Here is a 21,501-nt window from a genome sequence, read left to right as displayed (position 1 = left end):
CGTGACAGGCGGAAGGGCGGCCGCGCCCTTGCGATCAATGCAGACCTCCGATGGAGCCCCGCGTATGGCCAAACCGCCCGCAGACGACGCCCCTCGCGCGCCGCGACGCTCCGGCCGTCCGACCTCCGCCAAGCCGCCGCGCCCGCGCGCCAAGGCGGCTGCGAAGCTTGAGGAGACGGCAGCCCCTCCCCCGCCGGAGCCCAAACCGGCCCCGGATACCGAATCGGCTGGAGCGGCCAATCCGTTCGACTTCCCCGGAGCCGATCAGCGCGAGGCGCTGGAGACCCTGTCGCTGAACATCGCCAAGGCGGCCATGACGGCGCAGGCAGCGATTGCCGAGGCGGCGCTGAGCCAGGCGGATCGCCCGGCGGCCCTGTCGCCCGATCCGTTCAATGTCGGCCCGGCCATGACTTCGGTGATGTCCAGCCTCGCCTCTCGCCCCGACAGGCTGTTCAGCGCCCAGGCGGACCTGTTCAACCGCTACATGGACCTGTGGGCCTCGACCGCCCGCCGCGCGGCCGGCGAGGAGGTCGCCAGCGCGCCGGTGAAGGACAAGCGGTTCAAGGACCCGGCCTGGGCCGAGAACCCGATGTTCGACGTCATGCGCCAGTCCTATCTGGTCACGGCGGACTGGATGAATGGGCTGGTCTCCTCGGTGGACGACGTCGATCCGCGCACCAAGCGCCGGGCCGAGTTCTTCACCAAACTGCTGACAGACGCCTTCTCGCCGTCGAACTTCCTCGCTTCCAACCCGGTCGCCCTGAAAGCCATGGCCGAAACCAATGGCGAATCTCTGGTGCGCGGCATGCAGAACTTCGCCGCCGACATGGAGCGAGGCGCGGGCAAGCTGAAGATCAGCCAGGCCGACTACGGTCAGTTCGAGGTCGGGGTGAACGTCGCCACGGCGCCAGGTCAGGTGGTCTGGCGAGACGAACTGTTCGAACTGATCCAGTTCGATGCGGCGACGGACAAGCAGCGGGCCGTGCCGCTGCTGATCTTCCCGCCGTGGATCAACAAGTTCTACATCCTGGATTTGCAGCCCGAGAACTCGATGATCCGCTGGCTGTCGGCCCAAGGCTTCACGGTCTTCGTCTGCTCGTGGGTCAATCCGGATGTCGACAAGGCCGGGTTCGGCTTCGACGAATACCTCGAGAAGGGCGTCTATCGCGCCGTCGAGAAGGTGCTGGAGCAGACCGGCGCCAAGCATGTGAACACGATCGGCTACTGCATTGGCGGAACGCTGATGGGCGCGTCGCTGGCGCATATGGCGGCGAAGGGCGATGACCGGGTCTCGGCGACCACCTTCTTCGCGGCCCAGCATGACTTCGCCGAGGCCGGCGACCTGCTGTTGTTCACCGACGAGCACTGGCTGAACGAGATCGAACAGCAGATGGACGCCGCCGGCGGGGTGCTGCCCGGCGCGGCGATGGCGGAGACGTTCAACGCCCTGCGCGCCAACGACCTGATCTGGTCGTTCTTCGTTTCGAACTATCTGATGGGCAAGGCGCCGCCCGCCTTCGACCTGCTGTTCTGGAACGCCGACCAGACGCGGATGCCCAAGGCGCTGCACATGAACTATCTGCGCTCGATGTACGGCCAGAACGCCCTGACGAAGGGCGAGTTCGAGATCGGCGGCCTGAAGGTCGATCTGTCGAAGGTGAAGATCCCGCTGTACTTCCAGGCCAGCCGCGAGGACCACATCGCGCCGATGAATTCGGTCTATCGCTCGGCCCGCGCCTTCTCGAACGCCGCCGTCACCCTGACGCTGGCGGGGTCGGGCCATATCGCCGGGGTGGTGAACCCGCCCTCGGCCAACAAATACCAGCACTGGACCAACGCCGCCCTGCCCCCGACCTTGGCGGAATGGCAGTCGGAGGCGGTGGAGCATCCCGGCAGTTGGTGGAACCACTGGGCGGCGTGGCTGCATGACAAGTCCGGCGACTGGGTCGCGGCCCGTGACCCGCAAAAAGGCCCGCTTCCGGCGATAGAGCCGGCGCCGGGGTCCTATGTGAAAGTGAAGTCTTGAAGCGTCTCGAACCCAATCTGCTGCTGGCCATCTCGACTGCATTCGCCGTCGGCCTGGTGCTTGTGACGACCAGCCTCTACGGGCCGGATGGTTCGGGCCTGCGCAACATTCTGATGGTGGTGATCTGCGCCGGAGCCTTCGTGCTGCTGAACCCCATGCTCCAGCGCATGATGAAGATGCCGAAGCGGCCGCCGATGATCAGCGCCGACAATCCGTCGACGATCGTCTGGGCCGGCCTGTTCCCGTTGCTGGTCATTCTTTCGGCCGCAGTGCCGGTTTTCTGGCCCGGCAACGACTACGGTCTGCTGGTGATCATCGTGTCGATCTGGTTCGGCGTGACGCTGGAATCAGCCCTGAAGGCGCGCGGCCTGCGCTGAGGTTTGGCCGCGGGCGATCCGCACGGTAAGGCTGGCACATGAACCATCGCCTTGCCCCTCTCTCCGCCGTGCTCGTCGCCGCTCTGACCCTCGCGGCGCCGGCTTGCGCGCAGCAGCAGCGTCCGACGCCGGAAACCGAACCGGCCGGTGTGCTGTTCTGGTCGCCTCAGGATCGGGAGCGGGCATTCCGCAGCATGGACAAGGTCATGCCGCACGCCCGGGTGTCGCGCGGCGACGGGCCGGTGCGCGCCCTGCTCGCGGGCGAGCCCATCGCGGTCGATCCGTCTGCCTATATGGAAGACCAGCGGGTCGCCGGGGTGCTGGTGATCCAGGACGGGCGCATCCGGCTGGAGCGATACGGGCTCGGGATCGGGGAGACGGATCGCTGGGTTTCATTCTCGATGACCAAGAGCCTGACCTCGACCTTGGTGGGCGCAGCGATCGCGGACGGGAGCATCGACGGTCTGAACGATCCGGTCGTGCGCTATCTGCCGGGTCTGGCGGGCGGCGGCTATGACGGTGTCACCCTGCGCCAGCTGCTGACAATGACCTCGGGCGTGCGCTGGAACGAGGACTACACCGACCCGGACTCCGACGTGGCCCGCTTCCTGTCGGCGCCGGTGCGCGACGGGCAGAACCCGGTCGTCAGCTTCATGAGCCGCCTGCCGCGTGAGGCCGAGCCGGGCACGCGCTGGAACTATTCGACCGGCGAGACCAATCTGGTTGGAACGCTGATCGCCGCCGCCGAGAACAAGCCGCTGGCGCAGTTGCTGTCCGAACGCATCTGGTCGCGGGCGGGCATGGAGGCGGACGCCTTCTGGGCGCTGGATCAGGGCGGGCGCGAGATCGGCGGTTGCTGCGTCTCGGCCGTGCTGCGCGACTGGGGCCGGGTCGGGCTAATGGCGCTGGAGGACGGCGTGGTGGGCGGCGAGCGGATCACGCCCGATAGCTGGTTCGCCGAAGCCGGATCGAAACAGGCCGACATCGGCTCGCCCGGTGAAGGCTACGGCTATCAGTGGTGGACGCAGGACGACGGCGTGTTCAACGCCTACGGCATCTTCGGCCAGACGATCCGGATCGACCCGGAACGCAAGCTGGTGATCGTCATCCTGTCGGCCTGGCCGAACGCTACGGGCCGGGAGCATTCCGCCGCCCGCCGCGCCTTCATCGCCGAGGTGGTCGCGGCCGTGGACGCCGCGCCACAGCACTGACCGGTCAGTTGAGGCCGGCGGTCTCGTCCAGACCCAGCATCAGGTTGAGGTTCTGAACAGCCGCGCCCGACGCGCCCTTGCCGAGGTTGTCCAGCAGGGCGACCAGACGCACCTGCTCGCCGCCGCGGTCGCCGAAGACGTGCAGGCGCATGCGGTTGGTGCCGTTCAGGCCCTCGGGGCTGATGCCCGCCATGGCCTCGGTCGCCTCAAGCTCGGCCACCTCGACGAAGCGCTGGCCGGCATAGGCTTCGGCCAAGGCGCCGTGCACCACCTCGACCGACGGCGAGCCCGGCAGGGCCGAGAGATGCAGCGGAACCTCGACCAGCATGCCCTGGCGGTAGGCGCCGACCGCCGGAGCGAACAGGACCGGGCGCTCCAGCCCGGTGCGCTTCGTCATCTCGGGCACATGCTTGTGCTTCAGCGTCATGCCGTAGGCGCGGAAGGGTGGCGCGCCCTCGCCGTCCTCGAACTCGGCGATCATGGCCTTGCCGCCGCCGGAGTAGCCGCTGACCGCATTGACCGTCACCGGCCAGCCCGCGGGCATGATCCCGGCGCTGACCAGAGGCCGGACCAGGCCGATGAAGCCGGTCGGATAGCAGCCGGGGTTCGACACGCGGGTCGAGGCGGCGATGGCCTCGCGCTGACCGGGGGCCATCTCGGCGAAGCCGTAGGTCCAGTCCGGATCAACGCGGAAGGCGGTCGAGGCGTCGATGACGCGCACAGCCGGGTTCTCGATCATCGACACGGCTTCCTTCGCCGCATCGTCCGGCAGGCACAGGATGACCGCATCGGCGCTGTTCAACGCCTCGCGCCGCGCCCCGACATCGCGCCGACGGTCGCCCAGCAGCATCAGTTTCAGATCGGAGCGCGCCTCCAGCCGCTCGCGGATCTCGAGCCCCGTGGTGCCGGCCTCGCCGTCGATGAAGATGGTGTGGGTCATGCGTCAGCCCTTCGCCCGGATTCCGGACAGAAAAAGGGCGCTCCGGGTTGTCCCCGAAGCGCCCCAAATCCAAACCGCGAGAACGCGATTAGCGCTTCGAGAACTGGAACGAACGGCGAGCCTTGGCGCGGCCGTACTTCTTGCGCTCGACGACGCGGCTGTCGCGGGTCAGGAAGCCGTGCGGCTTCAGGACCTTGCGCAGTTCCGGCTCGTAGTGCGTCAGGGCATGCGACAAGCCGTGGCGGATGGCGCCGGCCTGGCCCGATAGACCCGAACCTTCAACGGTACAAATCACGTCGTACTGGGTGGTGCGCTCGGTGACGGTCAGCGGCTGGGCGACCATCATCTGCAGGACCGGACGCGCGAAGTAGGCGGTCACGTCCTTGCCGTTGACGGTGATCTTGCCGGTGCCGCGCTTCACCCACACGCGGGCGATGGCGTTCTTGCGCTTGCCGGTCGAGTAGGCGCGGCCCAGGGCGTCCAGCTTCTGGACGGCGACGGGGGCTTCACCCTCGGCCGAGGCCGACAGGCCCTTCAGGGCGTCGAAGCCGGTGGCGGTTTCGGTGTTGGCGACGTCGGTCATTCTCAGACGCTCCGGGTGTTCTTGGCCGACTTCGAGGCGAAGTCGATGGTTTCGGGCGACTGGGCGGCGTGCGAGTGCTCGGCGCCGGAGAACAGGCGCAGGTGCGTCATCTGCTTGCGAGCCAGCGGGCTCTCCTTCGGCAGCATGCGCTCGACGGCCTTCTCAAGGACGCGCTCCGGGAAACGACCGCCCAGCACCTTGGCCGGGGTGGTTTCCTTGATGCCGCCCGGGTGACCGGTGTGGCGATAGTAGACCTTGTCGGTGTTCTTCTTGCCGGTGAACACCACCTTGTCGACGTTGGTGACGACGACGTAGTCGCCGCAGTCCACGTGCGGGGTGTAGGTCGGCAGGTGCTTGCCGCGCAGGCGGTTGGCGATGAAGGTCGCGAGACGGCCCACCACGACGCCTTCGGCGTCGATGTGGATCCACTTCTTCTCGACCTCGGCCGGCTTCAGCGAAGCCGTAGTGCTCTTCAGCATAACGAGGAGTCCTTGGGAGACGGGCGAAACTGGTGCTCTCCCGGCGGGCCGGATGAGCGGAAGGCGCGCTAGTACTGGAAGCGACCGGACGCGTCAACGTCGGTTTCGCACGTCCATTCAGCTCATACAGCTGATATTGCTTGTGTTTTTCAATCCGGTATTAAAATACCGCACCAATTCACACTGAGAATCCACGCGAACGGGGTCCGGAAACGAACAGACGAGCCTGCGAACGGCGCACCAGCCACAGGTTTACGGTCACCACGGCCAGAACCAGAGCCGCTCCCGCCTGGTGCAACGCGCCCAGCCACAGCGGCACCGCGTGGATCAGGGTGACGATGCCGAGGATCGCTTGCAGCCACAGGACCGCGGCGACGGCGAATGCGGAGACGCCCAGCCCCTCGGCCAGACGCCAGCGCCACGCCTGCACGGCGTAGATCGTCCCGCCGATCAGCAAGGCGTAGGCGACCATGCGGTGATTGAACTGCACCAGCGCCTGATCGTGCAGGAAGGCCAGAGCGCCCTTCCCCCAGTCGGCCGGCGGGAAGAAGCCGCCGCTCATCAGCGGCCAGTCGGTGTAGACGAAGCCGGCCTTGGCCCCGGCGACCAGACCACCCAGCAGACACTGGAAGAAGACGGCGCCCAGCAGGATGCCGGCCGCCCGGCTCCAGCCGGCGGGATGGCGCGAATGGTTCTCGCCGTTCCAGGCCTCAAGCCCGGTCCAGATCAGACCCATGAAGATCAGCAGGGCGAGGCCCAGGTGCGTGGCCAGCCGCTCAGGCGCGACGTCGACGCGCTCGCTGAGGCCGCTGGTCACCATCCACCAGCCGATCAGCCCCTGAAGGCCGCCGAGGCCCAGAAGGACCACGCATCGACCGATCAGGCGACGCGGAACCTTGCGCATCAGCAGGAAGACCACGAACGGCAGGGCGAAGGCTGCGCCGATCAGACGGCCCAGCAGACGGTGGAACCACTCCCAGAAGAAGATGCCCTTGAACTCGTTCAGGGACATGCCCGCGTTGACCAGCTGGTACTGCGGGATCGCGCGGTATTTTTCGAAGACCTCGTTCCATTCGGCGGCGTTCATCGGCGGCAGCGCGCCCATGATCGGCTTCCACTCGGTGATCGACAGGCCCGAACCCGTCAGGCGGGTCACGCCGCCCACGACCACCATGGCGAACACCAGGGCCGCCACGGCCCAGAGCCAGATCGCCACCGCGCGGCTCTGCTCGCCTCCGCCAAAACGCTTCATTCGACGCCTGCCGTTCCGACCGCTACAGTCCCCGCGCGTCACTGGTCGCGCAGGGTTCGGAGCGGTATGCCTCCGCTTCGGGGCGAGATCGAGTCGCTTTTCGGCGTGACGTCGCCGCATCTGTCGGGAGAGCCCATTTGCAGTACGCCGATATCGCCATCGCGGTTCTGGGCGCCTTCGTGCTGGCGTGGCTGGCCGACCTGCTCGGCGGCCGTCGCGGTCTGTTCGCGACCTCTCTTGTTTCCGGCGTGGGCGCCGTCGCCGGCTGGTTCCTTGCGATCCGGGTGTTCGCGGTCTCGACCATGGAGGAATGGACCTGGGTGATGTGGTCGATGATCGCCTCGGCGGTCGCCCTGGGCGCTTTCTTCCTGTTCCGCAGTAAGCGCTGATGGGCCCGCGTACCCGCCGCTTCGTCGCGATGATCGGCGTGATCGTCTTCCTGTGCATCTGGATCTGGGGCGCGATCGCCCTGCGCGGCATTCTGCCGCCGGGCCAGTTGGTCGATCTGGTTGTATTCGCCGTCGCAGGGATCGGTTGGGGTATCCCGCTCTATCCCCTGTTCAAATGGGCCGAGCGCGGATAGTCCGTCGTTAAATCCTCGCAGAGACATGATGCTCCCGCTATGCGGGTTTCATCCTTTGTCGATTCACGATCATCGCACGTCGAGTTGGAATGTTCAGAGCTATCCGCAAGCTGATCCGTCAGATGCGCTGCAAGCGCCATCGCTGGCGGCCGGACCGCCGCTATGACGGCAAGCGCGAGTTCTGCGACCTGTGCGGAGCCAAGCGCGAGGCTCCGGCGAAGTAACCGGCTTGGAAGAATGAAAAAGGGCGTCCAGTCATCGACCGGACGCCCTTTTCGCGACCATTGAAAGCAGGCTTTGAATGGTCGGAGCGACAGGATTCGAACCTGCGACCCCTTGACCCCCAGTCAAGTGCGCTACCAGGCTGCGCCACGCTCCGAGAGGCGCTCCCTATAGACGGCGTCGCGGCTGGCGCAAACCGAAAAAGACGCGGATCAGGCGGTTCGCGACAGGACGGCGTCCAGACGCGCTCGCGCGCCTTCAAGATCGGCCAGAACCTGACGCAGACGCACCGACGAACCACCCTTTGGTTCAGGGGCGACGATGGGCTCCGGCGTCGATGGCGCGGCCGCACCATCCGGTTCGAAAGACACAAGACCATCCGGATCGCCCCACGAGGCGAGCTTCTTGACGCCCTGCTCCTTGTACAGACGCTGGACGCCCTTGATGGTCAGTCCTTCGTCGTGCAGCAGCCGGCGGACGGCCTTCAGCAGGACGACATCCTGCGGCCGGTAGAAACGACGACCGCCGGCCCGCTTCAGAGGCGCGACGAAGGTGAATTTGGTTTCCCAGAACCGCAGCACGTGCTGGGGCGCGCCGATCTCCTCGGCCGCTTCCGAAATGGTGCGAAAGGCGTTGGGACTCTTGGCCACGATCAGTCGGTGACGACGGCGTCGTGCACCCGGCCCTTCATGATCTGCGAGGCGCGGAAGCTGATGACCCGACGCGGATTGATCGCCGCCGGTTCACCCGTCTTGGGGTTCCGTCCCATGCGGGCGCGCTTCTCACGAACCTGGAAGACGCCGAAGCCCGACAACTTCACGGTCTCACCGCGCTCCAGCGACTCCACGATCAGCTCGAGGGTGCGCTCGACCATCACGGAGCACTCCTGTCGCGACAGGCCCACTTCGTCGTGAACGGCTTCGCAAAGATCCGCCCGCGTCAGTGTCTGCGTCACGTTTCGCTCCCCGGGGATTGGTCCGTTTCGCCCATAAAAGGGCAAGCGTCGTCAAATGGAAAGCTGATTATACGCGTCAGAGACGAAAGGCGCAGGCGCCCCAGGTCAGGCCGCCGCCCATGGCCTCGACCAGAACCATGTCGCCGCGCTTGATCCGGCCGTCTTTGATGGCGGCGTCGAGCGCCAGCGGGATCGATGCCGCAGAAGTATTGGCGTGGGTGGCGACGGTCGAGATAACCTTGTCCTCATCCAGACCCAGACGGTCGCCAACGCCCTTGATGATCCGCTGGTTGGCCTGATGCGGCACGAACCAGTCGATGTCCGCGATCTGCAGCCCCGACGCCTCGCAGGCTGCGGTGACAGCCTCGGCGATGTTCACGACCGCATGGCGGAACACCTGGTTGCCGGCCATGCGCAGATGACCGACGGAGCCGGTCGTCGCCGGCCCGCCGTCCACATACAGCAGGTCGGTCTTGTTGCCGTCGCAGCGCAGGGCGAAGCCCAGCACACCCTGATCGGCGGTCGTCCCCTGCCCTTCGCGCGGCTCCATCACCACGGCGCCGGCGCCATCGCCGAACAGGACGCAGGTGGTCCGGTCGGTCCAGTCCATCAGCCGGGTCATTTCCTCGGCGCCGATGACGACGGCGCACTTCGCCAGCCCGCGGGCGACAAAACCGTCGGCGACGCTCATGGCGTAGACGAAGCCCGAGCAAACGGCCTGGACGTCGAAGGCGATGCCGACCGGCGCGCCCAGCTTGCGCTGCACGATAGAGGCGGTGGCCGGGAAGGTCATGTCCGGCGTCGTGGTGGCGACAACGATCAGGTCGACGTCCTCGGGAGACCTGCCGGCGTCGATCAGGGCGCGGCGCGCGGCCTCGACGGCGAGATCGCTGGTCGGCTGGTCGTCGCGGGCCTTGTGACGCTGCTTGATGCCCGTGCGCTCCTGGATCCACTCGTCGGACGTATCGACGATGGCGGCCAGATCCGCGTTGGTGACGACCTGTTCCGGAAGGAAGGAACCGACGCCTGTCACGGCGCTGCGGGTAACGCTCACTGGGAAGTCTCCATGTCCGCCGCGGGGGATGCGGGCGGATGTTCAAGGACGGCGGTCAGCCGCTGGAGGCTGGTCCCGACCTTGGTCATATAGTCACTGCGGCCCAGATCGACAGCGATCCGGATGGCCGAGCCGAAGCCCGCAGCCGTCGCGCCGCCGTGGCTCTTCACGACGATGCCGTTCAGGCCCAGCAGCGGGCCGCCGTTGATGGCGTTGGGATCGATCTTCGCGCTCATCGCCTTCAGGGCCGGATAGGCCAGCGCCGCACCGGCCTTGGCCATCAGGCTGGAGGTCAGGGCCTCCTTCATGAGCGTCCCGATGAACTTGGCCACGCCCTCGGCGGTCTTCAGGGCGATGTTGCCGGTGAAGCCGTCGGTCACGACGACGTCGACGGTGCCCTTGGCGATGTCGTCGCCCTCGACGAAGCCGCGATAGTCCAGATTGAAACCGCCTTCGCGCAGCAGGCGGGCGGCCTCGCGGACCTCCTCATGGCCCTTCATGTCCTCGGAGCCAACATTCAGCAGACCCACGGTCGGCTTGTCGACGCCGTGGACCGCCGCCATGAAGGCCTCGCCCATGATGGCGAACTCGACGAGTTGCGCCGCGTCGCTCTCGACATTGGCGCCGACGTCCAGCACCGCGGTGATGCCCTTGAAGGTAGGCCAGCTGGCCACGATCGCGGGGCGCTCCAGGCCGGGCGCCGACATGCGCAGCAGCAGCTTCGAAATCGCCATCAGCGCGCCGGTGTTGCCCGCCGACACGACGGCGGCGGCCTCCCCCGTCTTCACCGCCTCGATCGCGTTCCAGACGCTCGAGCCCTTGCCGCGGCGCATGGCCTGGGCAGGCTTCTCGTCCATGGCGACCACCTTGTCGGTGTGCCGAACCTCGCAGACATCCTCGCCCAGACCGCATTTCGCCATCTCGGCGCGGATCGCGGCTTCGTCACCATGCAGCAGGAAGCGAACGCCCTCGCCGCCGTGACGGGCGCGATAGTCACGCACGCCGCCGACGACCACGGACGGACCGTGATCTCCGCCCATGGCGTCGAGCGAAATCAGAATGGGGGATGGCAAGTCGTTTCGACTCCGTCACGCCGCTCACGGGCGCTTGTCAGGCGGACGATACCGCCGCATCGGGGGGATGCAACCGCGTCGACGCGACGTCAACCTTCGTTGGAGGGCCGCAGCGTCTTCAGAACGGCGAAGGGCGAGATTTCCGCAGGCTCTTCCGGCTGGACGAACTCCGCACCGGGCTTGCGCGGGAACGGGTCCAGCTGAAGCGCCAGTTGCTCCACCGCGTACTGGCCGAGATCGACGACGCCGTCCTCGATCACATCGGGTGACTCGTCCTCGAGCGTGATCTCGATCTCCTCGTCCTCGCCGCGCGGTTCCTCCGACTCGGTCAGAGGGATCGAGAAGGCCTCGTCGACATCGACCGGCAGAGGCTCGAGCGTCAGGCCGCAGGTCTGCACCGCGTGGGCGCGAACCCGGCCGGACAGGGTCCAGCCGCCAGCCGAGGGCTCCAGACGCACATCGGCCTCGAAACTGTCGAGCGACGCCAGATCCAGCGCCTTTGCAATACGCGCGCGCTGGGCGTCATCGGGCTTAAGCGTGCGGCTCACACCGGCGCCGACCTGATGCAGGCGAACGGGGTCGCTGTAGGCGAGCGAAGGGGCGTTCATGCGGCGATCTCCGACCAGGCCGGTTTCGAAATGACGTCGTCGAAAGACTGGGCGGCAAGGGCGCGGCGGCTGGCAAGGGCATAGGCGGCCAGCGCGGCGCCGGCTTCAGTGTCGTCGCTCTCGTAGACATTGCGGGCGATGCTGGTTTTCAACGCGTCTCGGTCCTCAGCTTTCAGCGCCGATTCCCAAGCGGTCATCCGGCCATAGAGCGACTCACCCAGCTTGCGCATCTTCTTGCCGACCGAGATGTCGCCGACGCCCAGTTCCCGCAGGGTGTGATCCAGCTGGGAGACATAGATGTCGAACATCTGCTGCCCGGCCTCGGCGCCGCGCTCGCCCTCGTCGCGCAGCCGCATGTTCAGCAGCAGGACGTGGAGGGTATAGAGCTCGAAACGCGCGTCGATGCGGTCCGCGACGCCCAGCTGCGTATAGAAGCGCGGGTCGCGGGCTTGTTGAACCGCCAGTTCGTACAGCGGCTGGCCCAGGCGTTCGCGGCGGGTCCGGAAGAGATTCTGAAGCATGTCATACGGCCCCTTTTCCGCCGCGCCGTTGAACTAAGGCTCGGGTCCGGCTAGGTCAAAGACCTTGTTTATTCGCAGGCGCCCTGAATGCACCGCACGAAACTCCTGATCGCCGCCCTGTCGGTCGCCGCCACCACCGCAGCCTGCGCCCCTGTCGTGGGCCAGAACGGCTTCCAGGCGATCGATTCCCGGCCCGCCGACATCGTGGCCGGCACCGATACGCGCCAGACGGTGCTGACCAAGCTGGGCAGCCCCTCGACGACCTCGACCTTCGAGAGCGAGAACGTCTGGTACTACATGAGCCAGGTGACCGAGAAGTACACTTACAACCGCCCGCAGGTGACCCAGCGGTCGATCACCCAGATCACCTTCAACGATGCCGGACAGGTGTCGGACGTAACGACCCTCGGCCTCGAGGATGGCGAGCGCGTCACGATGAATGCACGCGAGACCCCGACCCGCGGTCGCCAGCTGACGATTCTCGAGCAGCTGCTGGGCAACGTGGCCCGTGGCCAGCTGCCGCGGACCGAGGAAGACATGCCCGGTCAGCGCCGCCCGGATTGATTGTCCGGACCATCGCCAAAGCAAAACGCCCCGGAGATCGCTCTCCGGGGCGTCTTTCTTTCAGGCAGCCCGGATCAGACGATCTTGCCGCTCGCCAGCACCGCCAGAAGCAGCAGGGCGACGATGTTGGTGATCTTGATCATCGGGTTCACGGCTGGACCACTGGTGTCCTTGTAGGGATCGCCGACGGTGTCGCCGGTGACGGCGGCCTTGTGAGCCTCCGAGCCCTTGCCGTGGACGACGCCGTTCTTGTCGGTGAAGCCCTCTTCAATGACCTTCTTGGCGTTGTCCCATGCGCCGCCGCCCGAGGTCATCGAGATGGCGACGAACAGGCCGGTGACGATCACGCCCATCAACATGGCGCCAAGCGCGGCGAAGGCATTGGCCTTGTCCGGCTGGATCCAGAGCACGACGGTGAACAGCACGATCGGCGACAGAACCGGCAGCAGCGACGGCACGATCATCTCGCGGATCGCGGCGCTTGTCAGGATGTCGACGGCCTTGCCGTACTCCGGCTTGACCTGCCCGGTCATGATGCCGGGATTTTCGCGGAACTGGCGACGAACCTCGGCCACGACGGCCTCGGCCGCACGCCCGACGGCGGTCATCGACATGCCGCCGAACAGGAACGGCAGCAGGCCGCCGAACAGCAGACCGATCACGACGTAGGGGTTGGTCAGGTCGAAGGCGACCGTGCCCAGACCATCGAAGAAGCTGCCCGGAAGAGCCTCGGCCGAGAAGTGCTTGAGGTCTTCGGTGTAGGCGGCGAACAGCACCAGTGCGCCGAGGCCGGCCGAACCGATGGCGTAGCCCTTGGTGACGGCCTTGGTGGTGTTGCCTACGGCGTCCAGCGCGTCGGTCGAGTGACGGACTTCCGGCGGAAGACCCGCCATCTCGGCGATGCCGCCGGCGTTGTCGGTGACCGGGCCGAAGGCGTCCAGCGCGACGATCATCCCCGCCACGCCCAGCATGGTCGTGGTGGCGATGGCGATGCCGAACAGGCCGGCCAGCTGATAGGTGACCACAATGCCGATGATGATGGTCAGCGCCGGCAGGGCGGTGGATTCCAGCGACATGGCCAGACCCTGGATCACGTTGGTGCCGTGTCCGGAGACCGAGGCGTTGGCGACCGACTTCACCGGACGGAAGCCCGTGCCGGTGTAGTACTCGGTGATCACCACGATGGCCGCCGTCACGATCAGGCCGACCATGCCTGACCAGAAGAGGTTCATCGGTTCGATGATCAGCCCGCCGCTCGTGACGACGGGTCCGGTCACCAAGGTGGTGATGACCCACCAGACCGCGCCGACGGACAGGACGCCGGTAACGATCAGACCCTGATACAGGGCCCCCATGATGTTCTGGCTCTTGCCCAGACGAACGAAGAAGGCGCCGATGATCGAGGTCACGATGCAGACGCCGCAGATGGCCAGCGGAAGCAGCATCATCACGTCGACGTAGGGCTGTCCGCGGAAGAAGATGGCGGCCAAGACCATGGTCGCCACGATGGTGACGGCATAGGTCTCGAACAGGTCAGCGGCCATGCCGGCGCAGTCGCCGACGTTGTCGCCCACGTTGTCGGCGATAGTCGCGGCGTTGCGGGGGTCATCCTCAGGGATGCCGGCCTCGACCTTGCCCACCATGTCGCCGCCGACGTCGGCGCCCTTGGTGAAGATTCCGCCGCCCAGACGGGCGAAGATCGAGATCAGCGAGGCGCCGAAGCCCAGCGCGACCAGACCGTCAATCACTTCACGATCAGAGCCGGCCATGCCCAGTCCCTGGGTCATGAAGGCATAGTAGCCCGCCACGCCCAGCAGGGCGCCACCAGCCACGAACATGCCGGTGATGGCGCCCGAGCGGAAGGCGAGGTCCAGACCTTTGGACAGGCTTTCAGACGCGGCCTGCGCGGTCCGCACGTTGGCGCGGACCGAGATCAGCATGCCGGCGAACCCGGCAGCGCCGGACAAAACGGCCCCGATCAGGAAGCCGAGCGCGGCCCATTGTCCGATCAGTAGCCAGGCGGCGATCAGGATGACGACGCCGACGGCGCCGATGGTCATGTACTGGCGACGAAGATAGGCGGAGGCCCCTTCCTGGATGGCGGCGGCGATCTCACGCATCCGCTCGTTGCCCGTCGAGGCCTTCATCAAGACGGCGGTCTGGATGGCCCCGTAAAGGACCCCCAGCGCGCCTGCGGCTATGACAAGCCACAGATAGTTACTCATGGCGTTTCCAAACCCTGTGTATTGAGGCGCCCGGCCCCTTGGCGCGGCGGGCTTATGCCTCTGTCCGCCTTCCGGGCCCCCCGTGCGCGACGGACGCGGGTTGCGTCCCTGGGGTACGGGGGAAGCGTGCCAAATGGTCGCGGATCACGCAACCGGCTTGGTGAACAGTGGTCAGCCAGCCCTGACGCCGGTGCGCCGACGGGGCGCCTGGCTGATGATCTCGACCCGGGCGACGACGCCGCGGCCGACGATCGCGGCCGCCGAACGCATCAGGCTGGCTGACAGGGCGTTCGCGTCCAGACGCGTCCAGTCATTGGCGACCGTGAACGGGGTACGATGAGCCGAGCGCACGAGGGCGTCCCGGATGTAGGCCTCCTTGGGCCGAACCGCGTCCGGCGAGGCCGAACCGCCCAGATGCAGGCGCAGGGAGACGAAGACGTAGTTCTGGATCCGGCCGTTGGCGATCACCGGCAGGCCGACGCCCGAGATGTTGACTACAGCTCCGCCCGGTGCGGCCTTCTCGCTCGCAGCCGCGGTCGTCGCCGCCACGGCGACGGGCAGGACGGCGGAGGCGGCGATGAGGTCACGACGGCGCATGACAGCGTCATCCCACACGGGCCTTGAGATTTCGTTGTCAGCCGTGGGTGAAGCCCGGGGCCGCGATCTCGACGGGCTGGCCGGCGAATCGGACGGTCACCCCCTGACCTGACGTCACCTTGCCGATGCAGGTCAGGGGGACATGGCGGCGGTCGGCCTCGCGGCGGAGGACGGCCTCGTCGCGGGGCGAGGCGGTGAAGGCGATCTCGTAGTCGTCCCCTCCGGTGACCAGCTTCTCCAGCGCCGCCTGTTCGTCCACGCGGGTATCGAACCAGGCCTGGCCGGCCAGCGAGCGTGGCGTGACTTCCAGATCGATGACGATGCCGACGCGGCTGGCGGCGGCGATGTGGCCCAGGTCGGCGACCAGGCCGTCGGAGACGTCCACCGAAGCCGTCGCCATGTCGCGGACGGGGATCGAGAAATCGAGACAGGGCTCGGGCGCGCGATAGTGGTCGACGAGGGCAATCAGCCGCTCGGTCTCCAGCGTCAGCTTCTCCTGCGCCGCCTGCAGGCCCAGCCAGCCGTCGCCGATGTAGCCGGTGACGAACACCAGATCCCCTGGCCGGGCTCCGGAGCGCGGCACCGCCCTGCCCTTTGGAACCCAACCGAGGGCGGTCAGGGTGAAGGTCGCGGGACCGGGCGTGACCACGGTATCGCCGCCCAGCAGGGAGACCCCGAACGCCTTCTGGTCTGCCTTCAGCCCGGCGGCGAAGGCCCCGCGCTCGGGCCAGCCGCAGCGTTCGGACCAGTGGCAGGACAGCAGGTAGCCGAAGGGCTCGGCGCCCTTGGCCGCGAGGTCGGACAGGTTCACGCGCAGCAGCTTCTGCGCCACCGTGTCCAGCGGGTCGTTGGGCAGGAAGTGGACGCCCTCGACGATGGCGTCCTTGGTCAGAACGAGGTCGAAGCCGGATCGTGACGGCAGGACCGCGACGTCGTCCATAAGGCCCCGGGCATAGTCCGGGTGGGCCAACGGGACGAACAGCCTCCGGATGGTCTCGAACTCTCCGGCGACGTCGATCGAGGGCATGGGATCAGCCGCGGGCGTCTCGCGCCACGCCGTCCAGCGCGGCGTTGACGAACTTGGCCTCGGCGTCGTCGAAGAAGGCCTTGGCCAGCTCGACATACTCGTCGATGACGATCTCGCGCGGCACGTCCTGACGCTCGCGTAGTTCCCAGGCGCCGGCGCGCAGCAGGGCGCGCAGGGTCGAGTCCAGTCGCTCCATGCGCCAGTTGGACGCCAGACGCGCCTTCACGGCGGCGTCGATGTCGCGCTGCTTGCCGACCACGCCGCGAACGATGTCGGCGAAATACGCCTCATCGGCCTGGGCCAGCATCTCGCCTTCGATGTCGCCATCGAAGCGGTGGTTGGAGAACTCGGTGATGACGGTGTCCACGCCCTCGCCGGCCAGCTCCATCTGGTAGAGCGCCTGCACGGCGGCGAGACGCGCCACGGTGCGCGCGCGGCGTTGGGGGCCGGTCAGCTTGGATTCGCGGGCCTTGTCGGCTTCGGCCAGCTGTTCGAGGACGGATTTCAGGCTGTTGGGTTCGGTCACGAGGCCAGTCCTACGCGCAGGCGCTTGCGCAAGGCAATGAGGTCCAGGCACGCGCGCGCCGCGCCGCCGCCCTTGTCGCCCTCGCTGATCCGGGCGCGGGCCCAGGCCTGCTCCTCGTCCTCGGTGGTCAGGATGCCGTTGCCGATGGCCAAGCCCTTCGTCCCCAGCTGGGTGATGCCCGCCGCCGATTGATCCGACACGATCTCGAAATGATAGGTCTCGCCACGGATCACCGTGCCGAGGGCGACATAGCCGTCATAGCGCGGAGCGGTCGGATAGCGACCGGCTTCCTCGGCCATGGCGATGGCGGTCGGGATCTCCAGCGCGCCGGGGACCGAGACGACGTCGAACTCCACGCCCTGCGCGCGCAGGGCGTCCTTAGCGCCCTCCAGCAGGGCGTCGGCGAGGTCGTCATAGAAGCGCGCCTCGACGACGAGAACGCGGGTGGGCATCGTTACGATTGGTCTTCTCCGTCCATGTCGCGCCAGCCGACAATGCGCAGGCCGTAGCCTTCAAGCGCGGTCGGATTGGGGCGCGTCGAGCTCATCACGATCATGTCGCGCACGCCGAGATCCAGCAGGATCTGCGCACCGACACCATAGTTGCGGATCGAGCGGTCAGCAGCGGCCGGCCTGGGCACGCCGGACAGGCGCTCGGCCAGACCCTGCAGGTCCGGATCGCGCAGGAAGACGGTGACGCCGGCGCCGTCGTGGGCGCTGATCGCCTTCAGCGCCTGGGGCACATAGTTCTGGCGCGCCTCGACATGACCCAGCATGTCGGCGGCGAAGTCCACCTGGTGCATACGCACGAGGGTTGGCTTGCCCGGCTCGACCTTGCCGTGGACCAGTGCGACGTGTTCCGCGCCCTCGATAGTGTTCCGGTAGAGCATCAGGCGGAACGGCCCGCCGTGGATGCTCTCGAACGGCGTGTCCATCACCCGCTCGACATAGCGCTCGGTGCGGCGGCGGTAGGCGATGAGGTCGGCGATGGTGCCGATCTTGAGGCCGTGCAGCTGGGCGAAGGCGACGAGGTCCGGCATCCGGGCCATCTCGCCGTCGTCCTTGATGATCTCGCAGATCACGGCGGCCGGGGTCAGACCGGCCATGCGGCTGATGTCGACCGACGCCTCGGTGTGACCGGCGCGGACCAGAACGCCGCCGTCGCGGGCGACCAGCGGGAAGATGTGGCCGGGGGTGACGATGTCGTCGACGCCCTTGGTCGGGTCGGTGGCGACCTGGATGGTGCGGGAGCGGTCAGCGGCGCTGATGCCGGTGGTGACGCCGTCCTTCGCCTCGATCGAGACGGTGAAGGCGGTCTTCATGCTCTCGCGGTTGTCCGCGGCCATCGGCGGCAGGCGCAGCTGGCGGGCGCGGTCGCCGGTCATGGCGAGACAGACCAGACCGCGGGCCTGTCTGATCATGAAGTTGATCTGGTCCGGCGTCGCGAACTGGGCCGGAATGATGATGTCGCCCTCGTTCTCGCGATCCTCGGCGTCGACGAGGATGTAGGGCTTCCCGTTGCGGGCATCCTCGAGGATGTCCTCGATGGGACTGATCGGGCTGTCGTTCATATTGGCCGCTGCTTGCATCATCAGGCCGTCTCCTGCCACCGCGCGAGGTATCGCGCCAGCATGTCGATCTCGAGATTCACCGTATCGCCCACTTTAAGGGCGCCCAGGGTAGTCACCTCCCAGGTGTGGGGGATGATGTTCAGCTCGAAGCGGTGGCCCTCGACGTGGTTCACGGTCAGTGAGACGCCGTCGACGGTGATGGAGCCCTTGGACGCGATGTAGCGATGCAGGGGCGACGGGGCCTCGACGTGGATCCGGTGCGAGCCGCCCTCGGGCTCGATGGCCACCACGCGGCCCAGACCGTCGACGTGTCCCGAGACGACGTGGCCGCCCATCTCGTCGCCCAGCTTCGCGGCGCGCTCCAGATTGACCCGATGCCCTTCGGCCCAGTCGCCCAGCGTCGTCTTTGACAGAGTCTCACCCGAGACCTCGACCGCGAACCAGCCCCGCCCCTTCTCGGTGACCGTCAGGCAGCAGCCGGCGTGGCTGATCGAGGCGCCGAGGTCGATTCCGGCCGTGTCCCATCGGGTTTCAATCTCGTAGCGGCGATCGCGCTCGGTCTGCTCGACCTTACGAACGCGGCCGATGTCGGTGACGATGCCGGTGAACATGACGCTCCGGTCCCTCCCGGACCTCAAAAACACGGTGTCCAGATCAGATGCAATGAATGCAATGGACAAGTTTGACGCCCGCGAGGCGTCACGATCGCTCGTAACGTTCCCACAGGTCGTCGCCGACCGGGTCGGCCGACACACGGCGGAACTTGGGGGCGTCGGCCAGCTTTGCAAGCGCAAGCGCGGCGATACAGGGCCGCCCCTCCCCGCCCAGCAGGATCGGGGCGCGGAACCACTCGATACGGTCGACCAGACCCGCCCGCAGGAAGGAGGCTGCGACCTGGCCGCCGCCCTCGATCAGCAGTGAGCGCGCGCCGGCCCGGCCAATGGCCGCCAGCGCCGCATTCGCCGTAGGCCGGCCGCCCTCGCTTTCGACCCGCTCGACCCGAGCCGACCCGATGGCGACAGGCTCGGCCGCCGTCAGGATCAGGGTATCGGCGCCGACAACCTTCGCCGTCACCGGCGTCCGCAGGCGGCTGTCCAGCACGACGCGCAGCGGCTGGTCGACCGAACGGCCCGGCAGGCGGGCGGTCAGTGCGGGATCGTCGGCCAGAACCGTCTCGATGCCGACGAGGATGGCGTCATGGGCCGCACGCAGGCGATGGCCTTCCAGCCGCGCCTCTTCGCCGGTGATCCATTTGCTTTCGCCCGAGCCGGTCGCGATCCGCCCGTCGAGGGAGGTCGCGACCTTCAATGTCACCGAGGGGCGCATCAGCCCTTGCCGGGTTCGTCCAGCCCTTCGTCGCCGAGGAAGCGGGCGAAGTCGCCGGTGTGACGGAAGTCCTTGTAGACCGAGGCATAGCGAACGTAGGCGACCTCATCGACCGACTTCAGCGCCTTCATGATGAAGTCGCCGACGGTCGAGGACGGGATCTCGGTCTCGCCCAGGCTTTCCAGCTGGCGCGTGATACGGCTGACCAGCTGTTCGATCTGCTCGGGCTGAACCGGGCGCTTGCGCAGGGCGATGCCCAGCGAGCGCTCCAGCTTGTCGCGGTCGAACGGCGTGCGGCGGCCGTTGCGCTTCAGGATGACCAGTTCGCGCAGCTGGACCCGCTCGAAGGTGGTGAAGCGCCCGTTGCACTGCGGGCAGGACCGACGGCGGCGGATGGCCGCGCCGTCGTCCGACGGGCGACTGTCCTTCACCTGGGTGTCCGGGTTTCCGCAGAAGGGGCACTTCATGGGGTCAGCCGTAGATCGGGAAGCGGTGCGTCAGCTCGCGCACCTCGGCCGCCACCCGGGCCTGAACGGCGGGATCCGCCTCGTCCGTGCCCTTCATGCTGTCGATCACATCGGCGATCCAGTGGCCGACCTGCTGGAACTCGGCCACGCCGAAGCCGCGCGTCGTGCCGGCCGGCGTGCCCAGACGGACGCCCGAGGTCACGGTGAAGGGCGCGGTGTCGAACGGCACGCCGTTCTTGTTGCAGGTCATCAGGGCGTGCTCGAGCGCGGCCTCGGTGGCCTTTCCGGTTACGCCCTTGGGCCGCAGATCCACCAGCATCAGGTGGCTGTCGGTGCCGCCCGAGACGATGGCCGCGCCGCGCTCGACCAGCACGGCGGCCAGCGCCTGTGCGTTCAGGACGACCTGTTGGGCGTAGGCCTTGAACTCCGGCTTCAGCGCCTCGCCGAAGGCCACGGCCTTGCCGGCGATGACGTGCTCCAGCGGGCCGCCCTGCAGGCCGGGGAAGACCGCCGAGTTGATCTTCTTGCCCAGCTCGACGTCGTTCGACAGCACCATGCCGCCGCGCGGGCCGCGCAGGGTCTTGTGGGTGGTCGTGGTCACGACGTGGGCGTGCGGCAGCGGGTCCGGATAGACCCCGCCCGCGATCAGGCCGGCGTAGTGGGCCATGTCGACCATGAGGTAGGCGCCGACGCTGTCGGCGATCTCGCGGAAGCGCTTGAAGTCGATGTGGCGGCTGTAGGCCGAGGCGCCGGCGAGGATCAGTTTGGGCTTCTCCTGCTCGGCCATCCGGGCCACGTGGTCGTAGTCGATCAGGTGGTCGTCCTCGCGGACCTTGTAGGTCACCGGGCGGAACCACTTGCCCGACTGGTTGGCCGGGGAGCCGTGGGTCAGGTGGCCGCCGCAAGCGAGGTCCATGCCGAGGAAGGTGTCGCCCGGCTGCAGCAGCGCCTGGAAGACGGCCTGGTTGGCCTGGGCCCCGGAGTGCGGCTGGACGTTGGCGAAGGCGCAGCCGAACAGTTCCTTGGCCCGGTTGCGGGCGAGGTCCTCGGTGATGTCGACGTACTCGCAGCCGCCGTAGTAGCGACGGCCCGGATAGCCTTCGGCGTATTTGTTGGTCAGGACGGAGCCCTGCGCCTCCAGCACCGCCTTCGAGACGATGTTCTCCGAAGCGATCAGCTCGATCTGCTCCTGCTGACGCGCCAGCTCGCCCTGGATGCCCTTGAAGATATCCGGATCGGCGTCCGCGAGCGTTTTGGAGAAGTAGTCGGCGTGGGTGAAGGCGGTCACTGGCAGGTCCCCGAAGCGATGCGGCGC

General features: G+C 67.3%; 27 protein-coding genes and 1 tRNA gene. 7 read left to right on the top strand and 21 right to left on the bottom strand.

What is annotated here, in order from left to right; translation table 11 throughout:
- Nucleotides 1-64: 64 nt before the first annotated feature.
- From phaC to ABDZ95_RS09490, 3 genes are read left to right on the top strand one after another with little or no spacing between them, the layout of a single operon-like run.
- On the top strand, nucleotides 65-2,026 hold the full coding sequence (phaC, locus tag ABDZ95_RS09500; protein WP_343793073.1) for a class I poly(R)-hydroxyalkanoic acid synthase: 1,962 nt from the start codon (nucleotides 65-67) through the stop codon (nucleotides 2,024-2,026).
- A complete protein-coding gene (locus ABDZ95_RS09495) occupies nucleotides 2,023-2,403 on the top strand; it encodes a hypothetical protein (RefSeq protein ID WP_343793071.1) in 381 nt (126 codons plus the stop codon). Before phaC ends, ABDZ95_RS09495 begins: the two co-directional genes overlap by 4 nt.
- Nucleotides 2,404-2,441: 38 nt before the next feature.
- Nucleotides 2,442-3,614 (top strand): serine hydrolase domain-containing protein, encoded by a 1,173-nt coding sequence (locus tag ABDZ95_RS09490; protein ID WP_343793069.1) that lies wholly within the window; start codon nucleotides 2,442-2,444, stop codon nucleotides 3,612-3,614.
- 4 nt (nucleotides 3,615-3,618) lie between these two features.
- Here the strand turns inward: ABDZ95_RS09490 and argC are convergent, their stop codons facing one another.
- From argC to ABDZ95_RS09470, 4 genes are all read right to left on the bottom strand, one after another.
- Nucleotides 3,619-4,554, bottom strand: coding sequence for an N-acetyl-gamma-glutamyl-phosphate reductase (gene argC / locus ABDZ95_RS09485; RefSeq protein WP_343793067.1), 936 nt, complete (start codon nucleotides 4,552-4,554; stop codon nucleotides 3,619-3,621).
- An 88-nt stretch (nucleotides 4,555-4,642) separates the two neighbouring features.
- On the bottom strand, nucleotides 4,643-5,137 hold the full coding sequence (rpsI, locus tag ABDZ95_RS09480; protein WP_343793065.1) for a 30S ribosomal protein S9: 495 nt from the start codon (nucleotides 5,135-5,137) through the stop codon (nucleotides 4,643-4,645).
- A gap of 2 nt (nucleotides 5,138-5,139) precedes the next feature.
- Nucleotides 5,140-5,613, bottom strand: coding sequence for a 50S ribosomal protein L13 (gene rplM / locus ABDZ95_RS09475; RefSeq protein WP_343794272.1), 474 nt, complete (start codon nucleotides 5,611-5,613; stop codon nucleotides 5,140-5,142).
- Nucleotides 5,614-5,794: 181 nt separating this feature from the next.
- Nucleotides 5,795-6,868: a COX15/CtaA family protein gene (locus tag ABDZ95_RS09470; protein WP_343793063.1), complete on the bottom strand. Its 1,074-nt coding sequence runs from the start codon at nucleotides 6,866-6,868 to the stop codon at nucleotides 5,795-5,797.
- 137 nt (nucleotides 6,869-7,005) lie between these two features.
- Here ABDZ95_RS09470 and ABDZ95_RS09465 point away from each other — a divergent pair, with 137 nt between their 5' ends.
- The 3 genes from ABDZ95_RS09465 (at nucleotide 7,006) to ABDZ95_RS09455 (ending at nucleotide 7,675) form a co-directional block, all read left to right on the top strand.
- A complete protein-coding gene (locus ABDZ95_RS09465) occupies nucleotides 7,006-7,257 on the top strand; it encodes a transglycosylase (RefSeq protein ID WP_343793061.1) in 252 nt (83 codons plus the stop codon).
- Nucleotides 7,257-7,451: a DUF2842 domain-containing protein gene (locus ABDZ95_RS09460; protein WP_343793059.1), complete on the top strand. Its 195-nt coding sequence runs from the start codon at nucleotides 7,257-7,259 to the stop codon at nucleotides 7,449-7,451. The genes ABDZ95_RS09465 and ABDZ95_RS09460 overlap by 1 nt, the downstream gene beginning before the upstream one ends.
- Nucleotides 7,452-7,540: 89 nt before the next feature.
- Nucleotides 7,541-7,675, top strand: a complete 135-nt coding sequence (locus tag ABDZ95_RS09455) for a hypothetical protein (protein WP_343793057.1) — start codon at nucleotides 7,541-7,543, stop codon at nucleotides 7,673-7,675.
- A 78-nt stretch (nucleotides 7,676-7,753) separates the two neighbouring features.
- On the opposite strand, the gene ABDZ95_RS09450 is transcribed toward ABDZ95_RS09455, so the two are convergent.
- From ABDZ95_RS09450 to ABDZ95_RS09420, 7 genes are all read right to left on the bottom strand, one after another.
- A tRNA-Pro gene (locus ABDZ95_RS09450) sits at nucleotides 7,754-7,830 on the bottom strand.
- Nucleotides 7,831-7,885: 55 nt separating this feature from the next.
- Nucleotides 7,886-8,323 carry a MerR family transcriptional regulator gene (locus tag ABDZ95_RS09445; RefSeq protein ID WP_343793055.1) on the bottom strand — a complete coding sequence of 146 codons (438 nt, stop codon included), beginning with the start codon at nucleotides 8,321-8,323 and terminating at the stop codon, nucleotides 7,886-7,888.
- Between the two features lie 2 nt (nucleotides 8,324-8,325).
- Nucleotides 8,326-8,628: an integration host factor subunit alpha gene (locus ABDZ95_RS09440; RefSeq protein WP_343793053.1), complete on the bottom strand. Its 303-nt coding sequence runs from the start codon at nucleotides 8,626-8,628 to the stop codon at nucleotides 8,326-8,328.
- A 76-nt stretch (nucleotides 8,629-8,704) separates the two neighbouring features.
- Nucleotides 8,705-9,682 carry a beta-ketoacyl-ACP synthase III gene (locus tag ABDZ95_RS09435; RefSeq protein ID WP_343793051.1) on the bottom strand — a complete coding sequence of 326 codons (978 nt, stop codon included), beginning with the start codon at nucleotides 9,680-9,682 and terminating at the stop codon, nucleotides 8,705-8,707.
- Nucleotides 9,679-10,755, bottom strand: a complete 1,077-nt coding sequence (gene plsX / locus ABDZ95_RS09430) for a phosphate acyltransferase PlsX (RefSeq protein WP_343793049.1) — start codon at nucleotides 10,753-10,755, stop codon at nucleotides 9,679-9,681. The genes ABDZ95_RS09435 and plsX overlap by 4 nt, the downstream gene beginning before the upstream one ends.
- Before the next feature lie 89 nt (nucleotides 10,756-10,844).
- Complete coding sequence (locus tag ABDZ95_RS09425) at nucleotides 10,845-11,363, bottom strand: YceD family protein (RefSeq protein ID WP_343793047.1); 519 nt, start codon at nucleotides 11,361-11,363, stop codon at nucleotides 10,845-10,847.
- Nucleotides 11,360-11,884 carry a ubiquinol-cytochrome C chaperone family protein gene (locus tag ABDZ95_RS09420; protein ID WP_343793045.1) on the bottom strand — a complete coding sequence of 175 codons (525 nt, stop codon included), beginning with the start codon at nucleotides 11,882-11,884 and terminating at the stop codon, nucleotides 11,360-11,362. Before ABDZ95_RS09420 ends, ABDZ95_RS09425 begins: the two co-directional genes overlap by 4 nt.
- 87 nt (nucleotides 11,885-11,971) lie before the next feature.
- Here ABDZ95_RS09420 and ABDZ95_RS09415 point away from each other — a divergent pair, with 87 nt between their 5' ends.
- On the top strand, nucleotides 11,972-12,448 hold the full coding sequence (locus ABDZ95_RS09415; protein WP_343793043.1) for an outer membrane protein assembly factor BamE: 477 nt from the start codon (nucleotides 11,972-11,974) through the stop codon (nucleotides 12,446-12,448).
- 74 nt (nucleotides 12,449-12,522) lie between these two features.
- On the opposite strand, the gene ABDZ95_RS09410 is transcribed toward ABDZ95_RS09415, so the two are convergent.
- From ABDZ95_RS09410 to glyA, 10 genes are all read right to left on the bottom strand, one after another.
- Complete coding sequence (locus ABDZ95_RS09410) at nucleotides 12,523-14,673, bottom strand: sodium-translocating pyrophosphatase (RefSeq protein ID WP_343793041.1); 2,151 nt, start codon at nucleotides 14,671-14,673, stop codon at nucleotides 12,523-12,525.
- 171 nt (nucleotides 14,674-14,844) lie between these two features.
- Complete coding sequence (locus ABDZ95_RS09405) at nucleotides 14,845-15,270, bottom strand: hypothetical protein (protein WP_343793039.1); 426 nt, start codon at nucleotides 15,268-15,270, stop codon at nucleotides 14,845-14,847.
- Between the two features lie 37 nt (nucleotides 15,271-15,307).
- A complete protein-coding gene (gene thiL / locus ABDZ95_RS09400) occupies nucleotides 15,308-16,297 on the bottom strand; it encodes a thiamine-phosphate kinase (RefSeq protein ID WP_343793037.1) in 990 nt (329 codons plus the stop codon).
- Between the two features lie 4 nt (nucleotides 16,298-16,301).
- A complete protein-coding gene (gene nusB, locus ABDZ95_RS09395) occupies nucleotides 16,302-16,823 on the bottom strand; it encodes a transcription antitermination factor NusB (RefSeq protein ID WP_343793035.1) in 522 nt (173 codons plus the stop codon).
- Nucleotides 16,820-17,275 (bottom strand): 6,7-dimethyl-8-ribityllumazine synthase, encoded by a 456-nt coding sequence (gene ribH / locus ABDZ95_RS09390; protein ID WP_343793032.1) that lies wholly within the window; start codon nucleotides 17,273-17,275, stop codon nucleotides 16,820-16,822. The genes nusB and ribH overlap by 4 nt, the downstream gene beginning before the upstream one ends.
- A 2-nt stretch (nucleotides 17,276-17,277) precedes the next feature.
- Complete coding sequence (gene ribB, locus ABDZ95_RS09385; RefSeq protein ID WP_425542990.1) at nucleotides 17,278-18,411, bottom strand: 3,4-dihydroxy-2-butanone-4-phosphate synthase; 1,134 nt, start codon at nucleotides 18,409-18,411, stop codon at nucleotides 17,278-17,280.
- Between the two features lie 2 nt (nucleotides 18,412-18,413).
- A complete protein-coding gene (locus ABDZ95_RS09380) occupies nucleotides 18,414-19,004 on the bottom strand; it encodes a riboflavin synthase (RefSeq protein ID WP_343793027.1) in 591 nt (196 codons plus the stop codon).
- A gap of 88 nt (nucleotides 19,005-19,092) precedes the next feature.
- Nucleotides 19,093-19,707, bottom strand: a complete 615-nt coding sequence (locus ABDZ95_RS09375) for a RibD family protein (RefSeq protein WP_343793025.1) — start codon at nucleotides 19,705-19,707, stop codon at nucleotides 19,093-19,095.
- 11 nt (nucleotides 19,708-19,718) lie between these two features.
- A complete protein-coding gene (gene nrdR, locus ABDZ95_RS09370) occupies nucleotides 19,719-20,186 on the bottom strand; it encodes a transcriptional regulator NrdR (protein ID WP_343793023.1) in 468 nt (155 codons plus the stop codon).
- 4 nt (nucleotides 20,187-20,190) lie between these two features.
- Nucleotides 20,191-21,474 carry a serine hydroxymethyltransferase gene (gene glyA / locus ABDZ95_RS09365; RefSeq protein ID WP_343793021.1) on the bottom strand — a complete coding sequence of 428 codons (1,284 nt, stop codon included), beginning with the start codon at nucleotides 21,472-21,474 and terminating at the stop codon, nucleotides 20,191-20,193.
- Between the last annotated feature and the right edge of the window lie 27 nt (nucleotides 21,475-21,501).

Origin of the sequence: Brevundimonas kwangchunensis, assembly GCF_039523815.1 — a bacterium.
Taxonomy (GTDB): Bacteria; Pseudomonadota; Alphaproteobacteria; order Caulobacterales; family Caulobacteraceae; genus Brevundimonas; species Brevundimonas kwangchunensis.
Note: the sequence above shows the minus strand (reverse complement) of the source record. Positions and strands in the feature narration are given on the sequence as shown.

What these genes read in the sequence shown, in the direction of transcription:
- phaC (WP_343793073.1), top strand. Translation starts at nt 65, where the DNA reads ATGGCCAAACCGCCCGCAGACGACGCCCCTCGCGCGCCGCGACGCTCC.
- ABDZ95_RS09490 (WP_343793069.1), top strand. Translation starts at nt 2,442, where the DNA reads ATGAACCATCGCCTTGCCCCTCTCTCCGCCGTGCTCGTCGCCGCTCTG.
- argC (WP_343793067.1), bottom strand. Translation starts at nt 4,554, where the DNA reads ATGACCCACACCATCTTCATCGACGGCGAGGCCGGCACCACGGGGCTC.
- rpsI (WP_343793065.1), bottom strand. Translation starts at nt 5,137, where the DNA reads ATGACCGACGTCGCCAACACCGAAACCGCCACCGGCTTCGACGCCCTG.
- ABDZ95_RS09470 (WP_343793063.1), bottom strand. Translation starts at nt 6,868, where the DNA reads ATGAAGCGTTTTGGCGGAGGCGAGCAGAGCCGCGCGGTGGCGATCTGG.
- ABDZ95_RS09460 (WP_343793059.1), top strand. Translation starts at nt 7,257, where the DNA reads ATGGGCCCGCGTACCCGCCGCTTCGTCGCGATGATCGGCGTGATCGTC.
- ABDZ95_RS09455 (WP_343793057.1), top strand. Translation starts at nt 7,541, where the DNA reads ATGTTCAGAGCTATCCGCAAGCTGATCCGTCAGATGCGCTGCAAGCGC.
- ABDZ95_RS09425 (WP_343793047.1), bottom strand. Translation starts at nt 11,363, where the DNA reads ATGAACGCCCCTTCGCTCGCCTACAGCGACCCCGTTCGCCTGCATCAG.
- ABDZ95_RS09420 (WP_343793045.1), bottom strand. Translation starts at nt 11,884, where the DNA reads ATGCTTCAGAATCTCTTCCGGACCCGCCGCGAACGCCTGGGCCAGCCG.
- ABDZ95_RS09415 (WP_343793043.1), top strand. Translation starts at nt 11,972, where the DNA reads ATGCACCGCACGAAACTCCTGATCGCCGCCCTGTCGGTCGCCGCCACC.
- ABDZ95_RS09410 (WP_343793041.1), bottom strand. Translation starts at nt 14,673, where the DNA reads ATGAGTAACTATCTGTGGCTTGTCATAGCCGCAGGCGCGCTGGGGGTC.
- ABDZ95_RS09405 (WP_343793039.1), bottom strand. Translation starts at nt 15,270, where the DNA reads ATGCGCCGTCGTGACCTCATCGCCGCCTCCGCCGTCCTGCCCGTCGCC.
- thiL (WP_343793037.1), bottom strand. Translation starts at nt 16,297, where the DNA reads ATGCCCTCGATCGACGTCGCCGGAGAGTTCGAGACCATCCGGAGGCTG.
- ribH (WP_343793032.1), bottom strand. Translation starts at nt 17,275, where the DNA reads ATGCCCACCCGCGTTCTCGTCGTCGAGGCGCGCTTCTATGACGACCTC.
- ribB (WP_425542990.1), bottom strand. Translation starts at nt 18,411, where the DNA reads ATGCAAGCAGCGGCCAATATGAACGACAGCCCGATCAGTCCCATCGAG.
- ABDZ95_RS09380 (WP_343793027.1), bottom strand. Translation starts at nt 19,004, where the DNA reads ATGTTCACCGGCATCGTCACCGACATCGGCCGCGTTCGTAAGGTCGAG.
- nrdR (WP_343793023.1), bottom strand. Translation starts at nt 20,186, where the DNA reads ATGAAGTGCCCCTTCTGCGGAAACCCGGACACCCAGGTGAAGGACAGT.